This is a genomic window from Rhizobium sp. SRI_017 (genome assembly GCF_057586295.1).
Genome location: NZ_JBYCZP010000021.1, coordinates 84,911 through 100,072, shown reverse-complemented (window position 1 = coordinate 100,072; position 15,162 = coordinate 84,911). Strand labels below are relative to the sequence as shown.

Sequence of the window (15,162 nt, the reverse complement as noted above, 5' to 3'; positions counted from 1 at the left end):
TTGCGGAACCTCTGCTTGCCGTCGGCCGCGACGGCAAGCGCGTCGGAGACGCTCCGCCAGCACCGCTAGGCCGCGCTCATTCAGCTGGCTTCTTAGTATCCCAGAGCTTGGTCTCCGCTGACTTCTCGTAGGCCATGCCCTCGGGATAGCTGATCGCTTCGAACTGCAATCCCCATGGCGCCTGGAAATAGAGGATCGTCTGTCCCGCCGCCGGACCGTCATTGATCGGCAGCGGGCCGAGCCGGGTCGCAACGCCCTTCTTCTGGAGATAGGCTTTCACCGCCGCGACGTCGTCGACATAGAAGGCAATGTGGAAGGCGCCGATGTCGCTGTTCCTCTGCTTAAGATCCTTCTGGTCCGGCGCGGTATATTCGAAGAGTTCGATATTCGATCCGAAGCCGCAGCGTAACAGCGCGATCTCCTTGATGACTGCCTTGGAATCGACGCCGAGCAGGTCCGTCATGAACGTGCCCTTGTCGTCGGCGAATGGACCGAAGGACGTAGCCTTCTTGCATCCAATCACATTGGTGAAGAAGTCCACAGCCTCGACGATATTGGGTACGGTGACGCCGGTATGGTCATGGCCGCGCATGCCGGGAATGGCATCGGCCCGCGCCACGCCGGCGCTCAAGAGGGCGGCAAATATGGCAGCGACAGAAAGGGTGATCTTCATGGTCGTTCCTCCGTTGCGTTTGCTCGTGCCGTCAATTTTTGTTGATCGGAATATTTTAATCTTAAAATAAGTGGGCGGAATTTTGCAAGCGGATTCTTTCGCTTGTTTCGATGATTCTAGCGCGCGTTATATGCTGACGCATATTAATGCAACCGTTGCTAACGAAACGCGTCCGCTCTCATTTGCTAAGAGCCTGTCCGAGAATTGGGGTTGAGTGATCGGGCCGATGATGATTCCAAGAAGGTGTCTGAAGCCTGAATGGAAGCGCCATGTGGAACCCGACCACCCGGCGGCAGTATAGTCGCACTCAGCCACGATACGAAACCGACCTCACGGATGCGGAATGGGCGGTTATCGCACCTCTTCTCCCACGGCCTGCCTCAAGAGGGCGGAAGCCAGCCTGGCCGCTGCGGGAGATCATCAACGCCATCTGCTATATTCTGCGAGGCGGAATACCCTGGCGTCTCATCCCAAAGGACTTGCCTCCCAAGAGCACGGTGTTCGGCTATTTTAGCCGCTGGCGCGACACCGGTGTCTTCACGAGGATCAATCATCGCCTCGTCATTATGGATCGCGAGCGGACCGGCCGCCAAGCGTCCCCAAGCGCCGCTGTGCTGGATAGCCAGAGCGTCAAAACCACCGAAAGCGGCGGTCCGCGTGGCTATGATGCGGGCAAGAAAATCAAAGGCCGCAAGCGACAAGCGATGGTCGATATGGACGGACGCGCTCTCGTGCTCGACCCTCAACCGGCTGATGTGCAGGATCGGGATGGTGCGGTTCCGGTTCTGCGGCTGTCGCGAAAATCATTCCCGTTCGTCGCAAAGGCCTTTGCCGACATGGGCTATTCCGGTGACCGGCCGCAAAATGCGACGCTTGTCGATGTCGAAATCGTCCGCAAACCGAAGGATCAGATCGGCTTTGCCGTTCATCCAAAGCGGTGGGTTGTTGAGCGCTTCTTCGCCTGGATCAGCCGGAACCGGCGGCTCTGGAAGGACCCGGAAGCGACCATCAAGTCCGCCACGGCCTTCCTCTACGCCGCATCCATCATGACCCTCGTCAGACGCATTGGCCGCGCTTCATGAATTCTCGGACGGACTCTAAGGCACACGGGGCCATTTGTTGTATGACAATTGCGCCTATGAAGAAACATGATTTTGCATGTTTCAGAGACTGCGTCTCTAAATGAGGTCGGGGAGGTCAGGCAGTGGCTGAGAGATCATTGTGGGCGCTCTGCTGCGGCCCGCGGAGGTACTCGCTATCGTCCTGGTGCTAGCCGTGACTTTTGCGAAGAGCGATTACCTTTGAGACTCTTCAGAAAGGCCAAAGTTATCCGAAAGGCCGTGACGGTGATGCATCAATCAAACCGGACTCGACCTCTAGCTAACCGAGGTATTTGCTGCCGCTCACGCTTGACAATTTCGGCGTGGTTTTCCGCCGGCTTCACAAGATCGGCCAATGGCAGACGGGTTTCAGGCCCAGTCGACCGGTCGCAGCGTCGGCAACCGCGTCGACCCGCGCAAGGATCGACGCAATATCAAAATCATACACATAATGGCCCGCTTCGTGCACTATTCGGCCGTTGATGAGGACGAGGTCAACCCGGCTGCCAGAACCGCCGTAAACTAAATCTGATATGGGATTGGCCTGAGGCCACGGCTGCCATTTGCTTGTGTCGAACACCACTAGATCGGCGGCTTTGCCCCTCTCCAGCGATCCAATTCGGTCTGCTAGGCCCATCGCTTTCGCCGCGTTCAAGGTGGCCATTTCAAGCATCTCATGCGCAGGGAACAAATCAGGACGGCGGCGCGCCTCCTTGTGCGAGACGCTTGTAAGATGCATCAGTCGCAGCATGTCGAGAAAACGCGAAATGACAGCGGCATCCGAACCTAGCGCGATGTTTGCTCCCGCCGCGGCAAGATCCGGAATCACCCCGTGAGCGACCCAACCATTGCCGCCGAACAGGCTCGCCGCCGCACAATGAGCGACATTACTACCAGCCTTACCGATCAATTCCACATCCGCATCGGGCAGCCAGCCGATATGCGTCAGCACCATATGCGGCCCGATCAACCCTAGCTCAGCCAATCGCTTAACGTTCGGATTCCGATAACCGACTACATCGCCCTCAGGCTTACGCTCGACTAGGTGCGTAACGATGCCAACACCGTTTCTTTCGGCTCGGTCCCGGATTCCCACTGCCAAGGCATCGCTTGCCCCTCCGATTTGGTCGATATCGAAAAACACGCGGATTCGACCATCGGCCGCGCCATGGAAATCCTCGAAAATCTGGTCAGCCAGGTCAAGCGCGCTCTCGGTGGTCTGCGCTCTACCACCAAAAGGTCCGACGATATCCGCAGTCTTGGAAGCCAGTGTGCCACGGATTCCCGTGTCCAACACCGCGCGCCCAACGGCCGCTGGATGTGGGCTACCCGCATCCAAATAGGTTGTGGTCCCGTGGCGGATCATGTCATGGAAGTTGGCAACCGCCGCAACATAAACTTCATCCTCTGTCAGGGTATCTTCGTAGGGAATGACAATATTCTTCAAGCGCAGAACTTGCGGCTGGTCGTCGATCAGACCTTTGGGAAGGTAATCGGCAGGATGGTTGTGTATGTCGATCAGGCCAGGGGTAAGAACCCCATTCGGAAGATCAATTTTGCGCCTTGCCGAGCACGCCAAGCCAATCTCTGATGCCTTTCCTATCGCGACGATATCCTGCCCACAGATCGCGACAGCACCATCCCGGATGATCCTACGGCTTGCATCCATAGTAATGACATGGCCTGCATTGATGACGAGATCCGCTTCGATTTTTTCAAGCATGGTGTCCTCCAAATATCCGGTTCGCGAATTACTTCCCTCAGCCAGCTCGCCTGTATTGGCCGTCGAGCCAGAGCAACGGGTCCACGTCAGGCCGCAGCCGCACCTCGCGGACGAGACCAATACAGATCGTGTGTGTGGCAAAGCGGGTCTGCTCGACCCTCTCGCAAAGAAGCACCGCCTGCGCATCGGCGAGGCAGGGCGCAGCATGCTGCATGTCCCAAGCGCCGGTCGAGAAACGCGTCTCACGTGTCGTTGTGTTGGCGAAGACGCGTGCCAGGTCCTGGTGCTCCTGATGCAGAACGTTCACTGCAAAGAAAGGCGCGGCGACTAACAGGTCGTGAATCGATGCACTCTCGTTGACACAGACCAGCAAGGACGGCGGTTGGGCGCAAAGAGAGGACACGGCGGTTGCTACCATTCCCATCGGTCGCTTTTCAGCCTGTATAGTGATGACGTTCACGGTGGCAGCGAGGCGACGCATCGCGGCGCGGAAATCTTGTTCGATCATACGCGAACCTCCGTTGAGTGATCATTGACACCTCAGTGCCTCAGCGCAGCAGGTTGGCCTCTTCGAAGGACAGCCTCGGCAGCCGGTCGAAGATGCTTGTCCGATCGCCATATCCCATGGTGACTATGAAATTGGATCGGACTCGCGTTTCCTGGAAGAATGCCTCGTCGACCTGCGCATGGTCAAAGCCCGACATCGGTCCGGTATCAAGGCCTAACGCACGCGCCGCTAAGATAAGGTAAGCCCCTTGTAGCGTCGAATTGCGCATCGCGTTGGTGGCAACGACTTCATCACTGTGTGTGAACCATGGCCGCGCGTCGACATGGGGAAAAAGATAGGGCAATTTGTCAGCAAAATCATAATCCATGCCGATTACAGCCGTGACGGGCGCCTGAAGTATCTTCTTGGCATTGGTGCTTGAGGCAGTCGCAGCCAACGCCGCCTTAGCGTCGTCGCTTACACACCAGACGATTCGGGCAGGAGACATGTTTGCGGATGTCGGTCCCATCCGCGCCAGGTTCCAGATTTCGCGCAGGAGCGCTTCGTCCACCGGCTTTGGTAGATAGCCATTATAGCTGCGCGCTTTCAGGAAAAGCGTGTCGAGTGCGGCGTTTTCCAGCCGTCTTGTATCAGTCATGATGTCCTTCCTCGAATCGGCGCGGTGATGCTGCTGATGCCAAGCTGCTGATCACTATGGAACTGCCTTAGGCCTGCCCCACCGGTTGGCGCAGTCCCCGACGTTCGAGCAGCGGCATGACGCCGGTTTCGAAGCGGGCCAGCCCGCCTTCGTAATCCAGCCATGTCATCAGGAAGCCGTCCACGCCCGCGTTCGAAAGTGCCTCCAGTGTATTGGCGATATCTTCGGAGGAACCGACCAAACCGTAACCGCCCCATCCGGCCTTGAACGCGAACGCGATCTTGTCCTGCACTTCCGGGGGAAATTTCTCAAAGTTTTCAATGTTTCCGAGGAGTACCTCTCGTACTGCCTTGTCATCGCCTTGGGCGACGACGTAGTCATTCACGTAGGCTTCAGCTGCCTCACGGGTATCGCGCTGCACCACATAGCACGACATCCAGATTTGAATTTCGCGCCCAAATTTCTGACGTGCCTCGGCGCGATAGTCATCAACTTGGCGCTTGACCGCTTCGGGTCGAGGATCCTGCGGTATCACGAAGGCAACATCGACGTTCTTTGCCGCGAACTCCCGGCCCCGGGGAGAAGAACCGGCGTTCAGGAGAACTGGGCGGTCCTGAATCTGGCGGGGCTGAGAGAAGAGCTGCTTGAGTTTGTAATAATCGCCATCGAAATCGAAAGATGCCTCACCCGCGCAGAGCCGGTCAAAAATCTGCATCCATTCATCGCCAAGCCGGAAGCGATCATCATGCCCTTCGAGCTTCACACCGAAGGCGTTCATATCGCCTTGGTTCCAGCCGAGCACGAGATTCATGCCCGCTCGTCCGTTAGATATGCGATCGACAGTCGCTACGGCCTTGGCCGCGAACATGGGAGGAATGAGTGTTAGATGCAGGGTGCTGATAAGCGCAATATTTTCGGTCACGGCCGCCATTGCACCCGCCCATGTAAACGTCTCCATCAAGTCCCCAGAATAATGGCCATCACCGCCAAACGCCTTCCAGTGAGCGGCCGACACCACGGCTTCGATTCCCATCCGGTCCGCTTTCTGCGCGACCCGGACTTGTGAGTCCCATTCCCCATTGTATCGATCGTGATGAAATGTGAAGGCGGCTCCTGCGCCGTTCAAGCCAAACACTCCTAGTTTGATCTTGTTTTTTGAAGTGGAGATTGGGTTCGATTTGGTTTTCTGCTGTGCCATTTCTTTCCCCTTAGCCACGCCTTCCCGGCGCAGTAATGACATGGCTTCTGACCGTTCGGTGGCTAGAGCAGTTAGTGACTGGGCACCATTCCAAACCTGTCCCAAAAGGGACCGCGAACGTAGAAGATCAGGAATACTAGAACTGGATGTGTGGGATCGCTTCCAGATTTTCGGGCCGTTTTTCAGATTTCCGGAAAAAGGCTCCCCTTCCTGTCAAAGAAATGGAAACGAGCAACATTGAAGCCCTCATGGAGATCCGACGCGTTGTCGATAGATCTGAATCCTTCATAAAGTCGCGCGTTCCGGCAACATCTAAGGATTGCCGGAAGAACGAAAATCTGGCACTCTTTGTCAACATTCTTTCCTTGGGAAGGCCGTGTCATCTGATGGAGAGGCACACCATGGCCACTGGTGACAGTCGAGATGCCACCGTGAGCGAACGGTTCGTTGACTACCTCACTTTACGCAGCCTGCCGGCTCGGAATGTAGAAGTGCGTTCGGAGGCGAATGCAGGGCTATCTATGGCACTTGTTTCGCATGCGCCGAATTCGGGGCGGTGGTTTGATCCGGTAAAGGACTTGGTAATCGGCGTAACCCTTCGAGGGAGCGGCTCGCAAATCATCCGGGATACCGGGAAGGGCAGGATAGGATTTGCTTGTAGATCGGGCGGCATTCTCGTGACGCCGCCGGGTACCCCAACTTATTGGCGCTTCGAAGGTAGCCCTGACGTTTTGTATTTCGCGGTCCCGACAAGTGCATTGTGTGATTTGTTAGGCGATGAGGACTGCGAGAGGCTGACCGCGGGTCTCGGACAGTACCCCGCTTTCGATACTCTGATAGCGGACTTGACGAGGCGATTGTGGTACCTGGCTGGCAATGGCGCCGGCAAACTGTCCCAGCCCTTGGTTCACTGCGGGATAGGGACCATTCTGGCACTGTTGCAGCAAGTTGCGAGCTCGCTTCCCACCGATGACCAGCGGAAGGTGTCACCGCTCAACTTTAGGCAGGTTCTCAGAGTGCAAGCGCTGATGGATCGGCCAGGGGTACGAGTGTCGGTCGACGATCTCGCGCAGGAAGTAAAACTTTCCTCCGACAATTTCGGGCGTGCGTTCAAGGCAGCGACCGGACATTCTCCCTACAGAATGGTGAGTGAAACACGCATTGGGGAGGCAAAGCGGTTATTGACGGAAACCGACCAGTCCATCACACAGATCGCATTTGAACTCGCGTTTTCGTCGTCCGCTCATTTCTCGAGCCGCTTTCGCGAACTCGCGGGTATGTCACCGAGCCGCTGGCGCAAGACATACAAACCCTGAAGCTTTGACAAGGCACTTGCAACATGTCCAGCCACCGTACCTGATGACAATCTGACATCCGTCCGGTTTCATGGGCATTTGTGAGCCGATGCACTCGAGAATATCGGCCAGAGATTTAGGGCGAGGGCACCCGCGCGCTCGTTCGAGACTATAAGACCGGTCGACCGCCCAAGGATGATATCAGCATCGATGGTGGCCGCAAATTCATTTCATACCTAAACAATTTTGATGGTCAGTTCCCTGCCTCGGGTCGATTAGAAGGGGATGCCGGGTCCGGACTCTGAATTTGACGCCCATTCAACTTCACGGGCTCAGCACCCCAGTTGCCGAAAGGGTCTTCACATACCCATGAGGCCGCGTGTCAGCGGATGTTCGGGGTCACTGAGAGCGTCGAGGATGTTGAAGTGATGCCGGTCGGGCTCTTCGACCAAATCGGTCTCGGCGCCGAGACCACGCCAGATGTTGGCAAGCAACGCGCTCTGACGCCTGAACTCGGACGTCTCGCCTGCGCCGACCCAGCACAACAATTTCTTACCCGGCAGCGGTTCCAAAAGTGCTGGGCTTTCTAAACGTGCCTCTTCGGCATCGATCTTCAAAGTGACGTTTCGCGCTAGCTTAATGATGGGTCTCAGATCATGCAGGCCCGAGACCGAGACAACACCGACAATCCTCGCAATCACGTTCGCAGGAAGCGGGGTCGATTGACTGATCATCCGCGTCGCCAAGTGACCGCCTGCAGAGTGACCGACAAAACGAATAGGGCCACTTACCAACGCTGCCGCCGCGGCAATGGCTCGGCCGATCGAAGCGGTTATCTGGGCAATCCGGACATCAGGCGCGAGAGGATAGCTCGGTATGGCGACGGCATAACCTCGCGTCAGCGGACCGGTGGCAAGATGCGACCAGTAACTTTTGTCGAGGGCCATCCAGAAGCCGCCGTGGATAAATACCACTATGCCTTCGGGCTCTCCCTTCGGCAGAAGCAGGTCAAACTCTTCACGTGGAGCATCGCCATAAGCGAGGCCAATTCTAGCTCGATTCTCCGCAATCAACGCATCCCGAACGAGCCGCGCCGGCTCCGCCCAAAGCCCAGGCCACGATTCGCTTTTCGGGATGTTTGCGTAGTTGTCGTACGCCCAAGTCCAATCTGCGATGCGGTACCGCATCCCTGTCTCCCGTATTCCGTCATTTGATCAGTTTGATCCCGAGGGCAGCCCCTTGCCGCCCCCGGGATCTTGATTGCTAATTCAGTCGTTGGCTTCCGGCGGCAAGAAGTTTACCTCATGCTCGGCAGAAGCACGGACAACCGCTTCGACATCGGACATGTTGTGCAAGACCTTGAAGAGATCATGCAGTTTGCGCGCTGGCGACACCCAGAACAAACCACGCGCCGGAACGTCAGATTTGTTGAAGTAGCCATGAGGAATCCCGCGCGGCATACGCACCAGATCGCCGATCTTCGCGGTGTGCCATTGACCATTGAGCTTCAGCTCGAGCTGGCCCTCCAAAACGAGAATAAACTCGTCCTGAGTGGGGTGGATATGCACCGGCACGAATTGCCCGGGCATGGATAAGGCTTCAAACGCGAAGGTGGAGTCGCTCTCGGCTTTCGGATAGTACCGTTGCCCAAGGATGTTCCATTCAATATCGCCGAACCCCTCACCGTTGCGCGTAATGCCTCCATTCAGTTCAGTCACTGCGTCTCTCCTCTTCCAAGCATTGGCTTCGTGGTCGTTGGTTACAAAAGTCTTCGGCCTCGGCAGACATCCGAGCGTAGCGATGCCTTAGGCTATCAGGCGTCCCTCAAACGAAACCTCTGGATTTTTCCGGATTCTGTTCTTGGGAGAGCATCCACGAAGACGATTGATCGCGGGTACTTGTATGGCGCGATCGTCGCCTTGACGTGATTTTGGAGCAGTTCCACCAGGTCCGCTCCTGGTTCGAAACCCTTGGCGAGCACCACATGTGCCTGCACGACCGTGCCGCGGCTCTCGCTGGGTGCGCCGATGACAGCACACTCCAAAACTGCATCGTGCTCGAGCAGCGCCGCCTCCACTTCCGGGGCACCGATGTTGTACCCTGACGAAACAATCATATCGTCGGAGCGACCCACAAAGTAGAAATGCCCGCCTTCGTCACGGTAGAAGTTGTCTCCGGTTATGTTCCAACCGTTCTCGACGTATTCCTTCTGTCGGTCGTCCGCGAGATAGCGGCATCCTATGGGGCCTTTGATTGCTAGCCGCCCGATCTGGCCTACCGGAACTTCGTTCATGTCGTTATCGACGATGACCGCCTCGGACCCTTCAAGGGGTTTTCCAGTGCATCCAGGTCTGGTGTCATCGAAACGATTGGAGATGAAGATGTGGAGCATCTCCGTCGAACCGATGCCATCCAGGATTGGAGTTCCGGTCTTTGCGACCCACTCCTCGAACACAGAGGCCGGAAGGGTCTCTCCTGCCGAAACGGCCACCCTCAGCGAAGATATGTCAGCGCCATCTTCCAAGGCAGCCAGCATTCCACGGTAGGCAGTTGGGGCGGTGATGCAGACAGTTGCTCCTAGATGCTCGATCAATTCAACCAGTCTGGCCGGACCGGCGTTCTCAACGAGGGCAGCCGAAGCACCAAACCGCAACGGAAAGATAGCCAGCCCGCCGAGACCGAAAGTGAATGCCAAGGGCGGAGAACCGACAAAGACGTCGTCGGGAGTTACATTAAGCACTTCGTGGGCGTACGCGTCGGCCACGATGAGAAGGTCCCGGTGGAAATGCATGGTGGCCTTTGGCACACCCGTCGATCCGGATGTGAAGCCAAGGAGTGCAACGTCATCGCGTCCCGTGTCAGCTGCTTCATATTGGGCCGACTTGTTTAGTGCAGCTTTGTCGAGCTCCGCGTCATGGTTCGCGGATCCATCGAAGCCGATGATCTGCTTCAGGAAGCGGCTGCTCTCAGCGCACATATTGAGTTCGTCCAAAAGTCTCGTGTCACAAAGCGCCAACTCGATCTCAGCTTTGTCGACAATCTTTTCGAGTTCGCCAGACCGCAGCATCGGCATGGTGTTGACGACCACGGCACCGGCTTTGGTGGCGGCCAACCAGCACGCAACCATTGCGGGATTGTTCCCTGACCGAATGAGGACACGGTTCCCTGGTTTGACACCAAAGTCTTCCGTCAGCGCACGAGCCATGCGGTTCGTCCAGTCGGAGAGCTCCTTGTAAGTGCGCCTTCGGCCTACGCCAATGAGTGCTATGCGATCTCCGAAGCCTCTCTCGACCATACGATCGGTCAGCTCGACCGCGGCGTTCAGGGACTCAGGGTATTGGAAACGGCCCAACTTGATTTCTGGCCAAAGCCCTAGTGGCGGGAGATTGTCGCGCGCAAAAGTATCGGAATGCCCTGACCGTCCCAGCATTTTCAGCAATTCCTCCCTCTGGTTTTGAGCCTCGATGCACACATTGGCAGCACATTTCAAAACTGGCAACAAAAACTTTAAGCCTAAAATACTTTTTCGGAGTATTCGCTTTAGAGGTAGTGTTCACATCGGTGATTCCGACGTAACGCACTAAGCCCCGTGGCCCGTATTCACCCGGGGGTGGCGCTCAAGGGCGCGTCATTCTTTTGCCGTTTGACGTAGGGCTTCACGTAAGCAGCCGGCATCAGCTTGACCTCATGGCCAAGCGCCATCAGATGACGCGCCCAATGATGCGCTGTCGCGCAGGCTTCAGTGCACATTAGCCGTTGACCGGGTGTTCACCACTTAGATATCCAGAACGAGCCGCGCCGATTTTGACCCCGAGCAGCAGATTGCGATTCCTTCGTTCGCAGCCAATTCTTCATCGGTCTGAAAGCTGTCTTTATGGTCGGGTTCGCCCTCCAGGACCCTTGTGTAGCAGGTGCCGCACACACCGGCTTCGCATGACAACACTATTTCGATTCCGGCCTCACGAAGCGCCTCCGAAATGCGCTGACCGGCACGGACCTCGACTGCTATGCCGCTGCACTGTGCAAACACAGTGAAAGCCTCGTGAGCCAAAGGTGCTGCCGTAAAACGTTCAAGATGGATCTGATCACCCGACCATCCTGCAAAGGCCGCCATCTTCACCACGTGGTCTATGAACCCCCCCGGCCCGCACACATAGAGATGCGCTCCGGGCTGCACGCGCTGCAGCACTTCAATGGCCGAAAACCTCTGTTCTTCGGGGCCGCTATCGATGTGCAGCTTAACCTGATGGCCGAACGGGCTATCTAGCAAGTCGCGCGCGAAGGCAGTACAAGTGTCACTTCGGACACAATAATGCATCGCGAAAGGAATACCGTCCCGCGCGAGCTGCTGCGCCATCGACATGATCGGCGTGACGCCCACGCCACCCGCCAGCAGCAGCACTTCGCTCGCCTGTGGGTGGAGTGGAAAGTGATTGCGCGGCGTCGAGACCTCGATCTCTTTGCCGATCAGAAAGGTACGATGAATTGTTTCCGAGCCACCGCGGGATCCCTGTTCAAGCAATATCCCGAGCCGGTACCGGTGGCGTTCGGAGGGGCTGTTGAGCAGCGAGTATTGCCGGATAATGTCGTGACTGACGCGCACATCGATATGTGCGCCGGCGTCAAAGGGCGCCAAACTGCCGCCATCGACCGACACCAGATCAAGCGATATGATCCGTTCCGATTCCTGCGCCCGGCTGGCGATTCGGACACGCTGCCATTCGCCGGTTGTGGCGCTCATAGGAATACTTGCCTCGTTCATCCACCTGCCCTCACACATTTTGTTATGCGGGATAGATCGTCAGCGGTAGACGATCGTAACCGCGCAGTGTGTTGTTCATGGAGATCACGGGCTCACCCACTTCGAACGAGACGATCCGGTCGAGCATGGCATTAAACAGTGAGGTGATCTCCAGTTTCGCCAGATGCATGCCGGCGCATGTGTGAATGCCGAAACCAAATGCCACGTGGTCGCCGTTCTTGCGCGTGATATCGAACAGGTCTGGGTCCGTCCATTTCCGCTCGTCGCGGTTGGCAGAAGCGTAAAGCACCAGCAGTCGTGCCCCCTCCGGAACGATGACATCATCGAAGGTCGATTCAGTGCGAACGTAGCGGCTGAACAGTCGGATTGGCGCCTCGATCCGCAAAGCTTCGTTGATGGCGCCTGGCAAAAGCGCCCGATTTTCTCTTAGAAGCCTCCACTGGTCGGGATTGTCGCCGAGCAGGCGCAGCAGATGGCCGGTGGCAAAGATGGTGGTATCCAGACTCGGGCCGATATATTCCCGCATCATGCCCGGGCATTGCTGTACCGGAATCTCTCCGCGCGCGGCCGCTTGGTAAATCCGGTCGGCCCAGCCGTTGGCCTTGAGTTTCCCCGGGACCGCATCGTTGATACAGAACTGATGCAATTCACGAATCTGCGGCAGCGCCTCGACGCCAAGTCCGTTCATGGGGCCCATGGCGTTGAAGGTCGCTGCCGCCCAACGCAGCATCGACTTTTTGCCCTCTTCAGGCAGGCCGACCATTTCCGAGACGACAGTCAGCGGCAGCACTTGAGCAACATCGACCATGCCGTCGACCGTCCGACGCTTGCATAAATCGTCCACCAGATTGCGTGCGGTGTTCTCGATCTGCTCCTTGATCTCAGTCAGCGCCCGTGGCGTCAGTGGCGCGCCGGTAACGCGGCGGATTTCATCATGCAACGGAGGATCGCTGGTTAGCGAATTGGCACGACCGGGACCGGAGGTCGCTTCGTTGACTGCAGGGTCCATCGCCACGCCCTTCGACGTGGTGAACGTGCGGTAATCGCCCAGCACCCGCTTTACGCCTTCGTATCGGGTGATGCACCAGACGTTGTGCTTGCTAAGCCAAACCGCAGGTCCAAGCTCCCGCAACATGCGATAGACCGGATAAGGATCGTTTATGACCTCGCTAGTAAATAGGTCCAGGTCGCTTTCGGGTCGATTGACCATTTCATCCTCACTTTCGCGCCGACACCGGCACAACAGGCGTTAGGTTGCTCTGCGACGGTGCGTAATGTTCCGCCGACGCTCAGCTCTAAAAGCTAGTCGTGGCCAGCTTCGATCACTTTTTCAGCCAGCAGTTTCGGATCGGTAAAACCCAGCTCATGGCTTCCGGGAGACCGAACGAGGCGGAAGAGACCCTGCTTCTCCGACATCCGTGGATGCCAAGGCAAACTGTGCGGCATCGCCGTATCTTCAGCGCAGTTTAACATGTGCGCTTGCCCTGATGAAATCGGCAAGGTCGCTGAAATGCTCGCCGGTATGTCATGCTCCGTAGACAATGACATAGATCATTTGCTCTCCCTTTCATTGGCTTGATCAGTGCTAAACAGCTATTCGATGAGAGATGTTCTTGACGATCGTATAGTGATGCAGGCCTTCGGCGCCGCCTTCGCGGCCTAGCCCACTTTCCTTGACGCCCCCAAACGGTGTCTCGGGCACCGAAGCCTCAAGCGTGTTGATCGAAATGTTGCCGGCCTCAAGTCCTCTTATCAGCCTGTCGACCTTTTCGACTGAGTTGGTAAAGCCGTAGGCCGCAAGCCCGAAGGGGAGGCTGTTTGCCTTGTCGATGGCCTCGTCGATCGATACAACCGGATTGATGACCGCCAGCGGGCCAAAGGGTTCTTCACGCATCACCCGGGCATCATCGGAAAGGTCGGCAAGCGCCGTCGGGGGGAAGAAGTATCCACTGCACTTGAGACGGCTGCCGCCAAAGAGCAGTCGTGCGCCACGCGACTGCGCATCTGCCACCAATTCTTCCAGCGCGGCGACGCGGCGGCCGTTTGCAACCGGCCCCATCGTGGTCTCGGCATCAAAGCCATTGCCGACACGCAGTTTGGCCGCGGTTTCGGTGAAGGCTGTGATGAAGCGCTGAAAAAGCGCCTCATGCACAAAAAACCGCGTCGGCGATGTGCAGACCTGACCTGCGTTACGATATTTGCGACTGGCCGAAGCAATGCCGGAAGCGACCGGGTCAGCGTCCTCGCAGACGATTACCGGGGCATGACCACCCAGTTCCATAAGCGCAGGTTTCATGAAGCGCGCGGCAAGTTCGGTCAGGTGCTTGCCGACCGGTGTGGAACCGGTAAAGGCAATGGCACGGATTTCCGGGCGCGGAATCAGGAACTCCGAAATCTGCGACGGTATGCCATAGACCAGGTTCAGCACGCCGGCGGGAAGTCCGGCATCGGCAAACGCATGGGCGATATGGGCGGCGCCGGTCGGCGTCTCTTCAGAGGATTTCAGGATGATCGAGCAGCCTGCTGCTAGAGCCCCGGCGATCTTACGCGCCGGCTGGCTCATCGGGAAATTCCAGGGCGCGAAACCTGCCACCGGGCCGATCGGCTCGTGCAAAACAATGTAGCGGATGCCCGGCGCGCTCGGGATGACCCTGCCGTAGAAACGCACCGCTTCGCCCGCGTCCCATTCGAAAAACTCACAACCGCGGATCACCTCCAGCCGCGCTTCCCTGAGCGTCTTACCATTCTCCAACGTAATCGAGAGGGCGATCTCTTCGATCCGCTCGCGCATCAGCGCCGCGGCTTTGAGAATGATGCCGGCGCGCTCGGCCGGAGAGGTGCGGCTCCAAACGCGGAAACCCTCGGCTGCGGCATTCACCGCGGCGTCGAGATCGGAAGTCTCGGCCACTGCGACTGTGCCGACTACCTGCTCATCCGCGGGGTTGATAATAGGAAGCGTCTCTTTGGTCTTGCGCCACTCGCCGGCAATGAAGAGATGGGCTTCAGAAATCTGCATGAAAATTGTCCCTGATGTGCTCGACGACCTTCGAAATCATAAACCTGGGGCTTTGAATGCTTCAGTTCGATGTGGGATTCTTGTCCTTTCGCACTCATGAGACAATCCTCACTATTCATATAAATCTATGATGTTTTGCACATGAGTGCTCGACGCGGACCGGAAGGCGGGCGGCGTTTCGTGATTCTCACGCATAGACTTATGGAGTACCTTAACCTTGGCTCGAACGTCGGAGATAGCTCGGCACGAT

Annotated in this window: 13 protein-coding genes and 2 pseudogenes; 2 read left to right on the top strand and 13 right to left on the bottom strand. The window is 57.2% G+C overall.

The window, feature by feature from the left end:
• Positions 1-76 precede the first annotated feature (76 nt).
• Positions 77-673, bottom strand: a complete 597-nt coding sequence (locus tag AC2YI2_RS30610) for a VOC family protein (RefSeq protein WP_487390319.1) — start codon at positions 671-673, stop codon at positions 77-79.
• Positions 674-942: 269 nt separating this feature from the next.
• Between AC2YI2_RS30610 and AC2YI2_RS30605 the strand changes: the two genes are divergently transcribed.
• Positions 943-1,755: an IS5 family transposase gene (locus tag AC2YI2_RS30605; RefSeq protein WP_487390318.1), complete on the top strand. Its 813-nt coding sequence runs from the start codon at positions 943-945 to the stop codon at positions 1,753-1,755.
• Between the two features lie 358 nt (positions 1,756-2,113).
• Here AC2YI2_RS30605 and AC2YI2_RS30600 read toward each other — a convergent pair whose 3' ends face one another.
• The 4 genes from AC2YI2_RS30600 to AC2YI2_RS30585 form a co-directional block, all read right to left on the bottom strand.
• Positions 2,114-3,496 (bottom strand): amidohydrolase family protein, encoded by a 1,383-nt coding sequence (locus tag AC2YI2_RS30600; protein ID WP_487390317.1) that lies wholly within the window; start codon positions 3,494-3,496, stop codon positions 2,114-2,116.
• A 37-nt stretch (positions 3,497-3,533) separates the two neighbouring features.
• Positions 3,534-4,004, bottom strand: a complete 471-nt coding sequence (locus AC2YI2_RS30595) for a flavin reductase family protein (protein ID WP_487390316.1) — start codon at positions 4,002-4,004, stop codon at positions 3,534-3,536.
• A gap of 40 nt (positions 4,005-4,044) precedes the next feature.
• A complete protein-coding gene (locus AC2YI2_RS30590) occupies positions 4,045-4,641 on the bottom strand; it encodes a malonic semialdehyde reductase (RefSeq protein WP_487390315.1) in 597 nt (198 codons plus the stop codon).
• A gap of 67 nt (positions 4,642-4,708) precedes the next feature.
• Positions 4,709-5,839, bottom strand: a complete 1,131-nt coding sequence (locus tag AC2YI2_RS30585) for an LLM class flavin-dependent oxidoreductase (protein WP_487390314.1) — start codon at positions 5,837-5,839, stop codon at positions 4,709-4,711.
• 401 nt (positions 5,840-6,240) lie between these two features.
• Here AC2YI2_RS30585 and AC2YI2_RS30580 point away from each other — a divergent pair, with 401 nt between their 5' ends.
• The gene (locus AC2YI2_RS30580) at positions 6,241-7,155 is read left to right on the top strand and encodes an AraC family transcriptional regulator (RefSeq protein WP_487390313.1); all 915 of its coding nucleotides are present in this window, start codon (positions 6,241-6,243) and stop codon (positions 7,153-7,155) included.
• Between the two features lie 338 nt (positions 7,156-7,493).
• Here AC2YI2_RS30580 and AC2YI2_RS30575 read toward each other — a convergent pair whose 3' ends face one another.
• From AC2YI2_RS30575 to AC2YI2_RS30540, 8 genes and pseudogenes are all read right to left on the bottom strand, one after another.
• On the bottom strand, positions 7,494-8,321 hold the full coding sequence (locus AC2YI2_RS30575; RefSeq protein WP_487390312.1) for an alpha/beta hydrolase: 828 nt from the start codon (positions 8,319-8,321) through the stop codon (positions 7,494-7,496).
• An 81-nt stretch (positions 8,322-8,402) separates the two neighbouring features.
• The gene (locus tag AC2YI2_RS30570) at positions 8,403-8,852 is read right to left on the bottom strand and encodes a cupin domain-containing protein (protein ID WP_487390311.1); all 450 of its coding nucleotides are present in this window, start codon (positions 8,850-8,852) and stop codon (positions 8,403-8,405) included.
• Between the two features lie 95 nt (positions 8,853-8,947).
• Complete coding sequence (locus AC2YI2_RS30565) at positions 8,948-10,564, bottom strand: AMP-binding protein (protein ID WP_487390321.1); 1,617 nt, start codon at positions 10,562-10,564, stop codon at positions 8,948-8,950.
• A 194-nt stretch (positions 10,565-10,758) separates the two neighbouring features.
• Positions 10,759-10,887: pseudogene (locus tag AC2YI2_RS30560) on the bottom strand (IS110 family transposase); the annotation flags it as partial.
• A gap of 22 nt (positions 10,888-10,909) precedes the next feature.
• On the bottom strand, positions 10,910-11,896 hold the full coding sequence (locus AC2YI2_RS30555) for a PDR/VanB family oxidoreductase (RefSeq protein ID WP_487390310.1): 987 nt from the start codon (positions 11,894-11,896) through the stop codon (positions 10,910-10,912).
• 22 nt (positions 11,897-11,918) lie between these two features.
• Positions 11,919-13,106, bottom strand: coding sequence for a cytochrome P450 (locus tag AC2YI2_RS30550; RefSeq protein WP_487390309.1), 1,188 nt, complete (start codon positions 13,104-13,106; stop codon positions 11,919-11,921).
• A gap of 92 nt (positions 13,107-13,198) precedes the next feature.
• Positions 13,199-13,366 (bottom strand): annotated as a pseudogene (locus AC2YI2_RS30545) (alpha/beta hydrolase); the annotation flags it as partial.
• A gap of 115 nt (positions 13,367-13,481) precedes the next feature.
• Complete coding sequence (locus AC2YI2_RS30540; RefSeq protein ID WP_487390308.1) at positions 13,482-14,912, bottom strand: NAD-dependent succinate-semialdehyde dehydrogenase; 1,431 nt, start codon at positions 14,910-14,912, stop codon at positions 13,482-13,484.
• Positions 14,913-15,162 lie beyond the last annotated feature (250 nt).

Bases quoted from the DNA above. Each gene is read 5' to 3' on its own strand.
- AC2YI2_RS30605 (WP_487390318.1), top strand. From the start codon at position 943: ATGTGGAACCCGACCACCCGGCGGCAGTATAGTCGCACTCAGCCACGA.
- AC2YI2_RS30555 (WP_487390310.1), bottom strand. From the start codon at position 11,896: ATGAACGAGGCAAGTATTCCTATGAGCGCCACAACCGGCGAATGGCAG.
- AC2YI2_RS30600 (WP_487390317.1), bottom strand. From the start codon at position 3,496: ATGCTTGAAAAAATCGAAGCGGATCTCGTCATCAATGCAGGCCATGTC.
- AC2YI2_RS30565 (WP_487390321.1), bottom strand. From the start codon at position 10,564: ATGCTGGGACGGTCAGGGCATTCCGATACTTTTGCGCGCGACAATCTC.
- AC2YI2_RS30575 (WP_487390312.1), bottom strand. From the start codon at position 8,321: ATGCGGTACCGCATCGCAGATTGGACTTGGGCGTACGACAACTACGCA.
- AC2YI2_RS30590 (WP_487390315.1), bottom strand. From the start codon at position 4,641: ATGACTGATACAAGACGGCTGGAAAACGCCGCACTCGACACGCTTTTC.
- AC2YI2_RS30540 (WP_487390308.1), bottom strand. From the start codon at position 14,912: ATGCAGATTTCTGAAGCCCATCTCTTCATTGCCGGCGAGTGGCGCAAG.
- AC2YI2_RS30585 (WP_487390314.1), bottom strand. From the start codon at position 5,839: ATGGCACAGCAGAAAACCAAATCGAACCCAATCTCCACTTCAAAAAAC.
- AC2YI2_RS30595 (WP_487390316.1), bottom strand. From the start codon at position 4,004: ATGATCGAACAAGATTTCCGCGCCGCGATGCGTCGCCTCGCTGCCACC.
- AC2YI2_RS30580 (WP_487390313.1), top strand. From the start codon at position 6,241: ATGGCCACTGGTGACAGTCGAGATGCCACCGTGAGCGAACGGTTCGTT.
- AC2YI2_RS30610 (WP_487390319.1), bottom strand. From the start codon at position 673: ATGAAGATCACCCTTTCTGTCGCTGCCATATTTGCCGCCCTCTTGAGC.
- AC2YI2_RS30550 (WP_487390309.1), bottom strand. From the start codon at position 13,106: ATGGTCAATCGACCCGAAAGCGACCTGGACCTATTTACTAGCGAGGTC.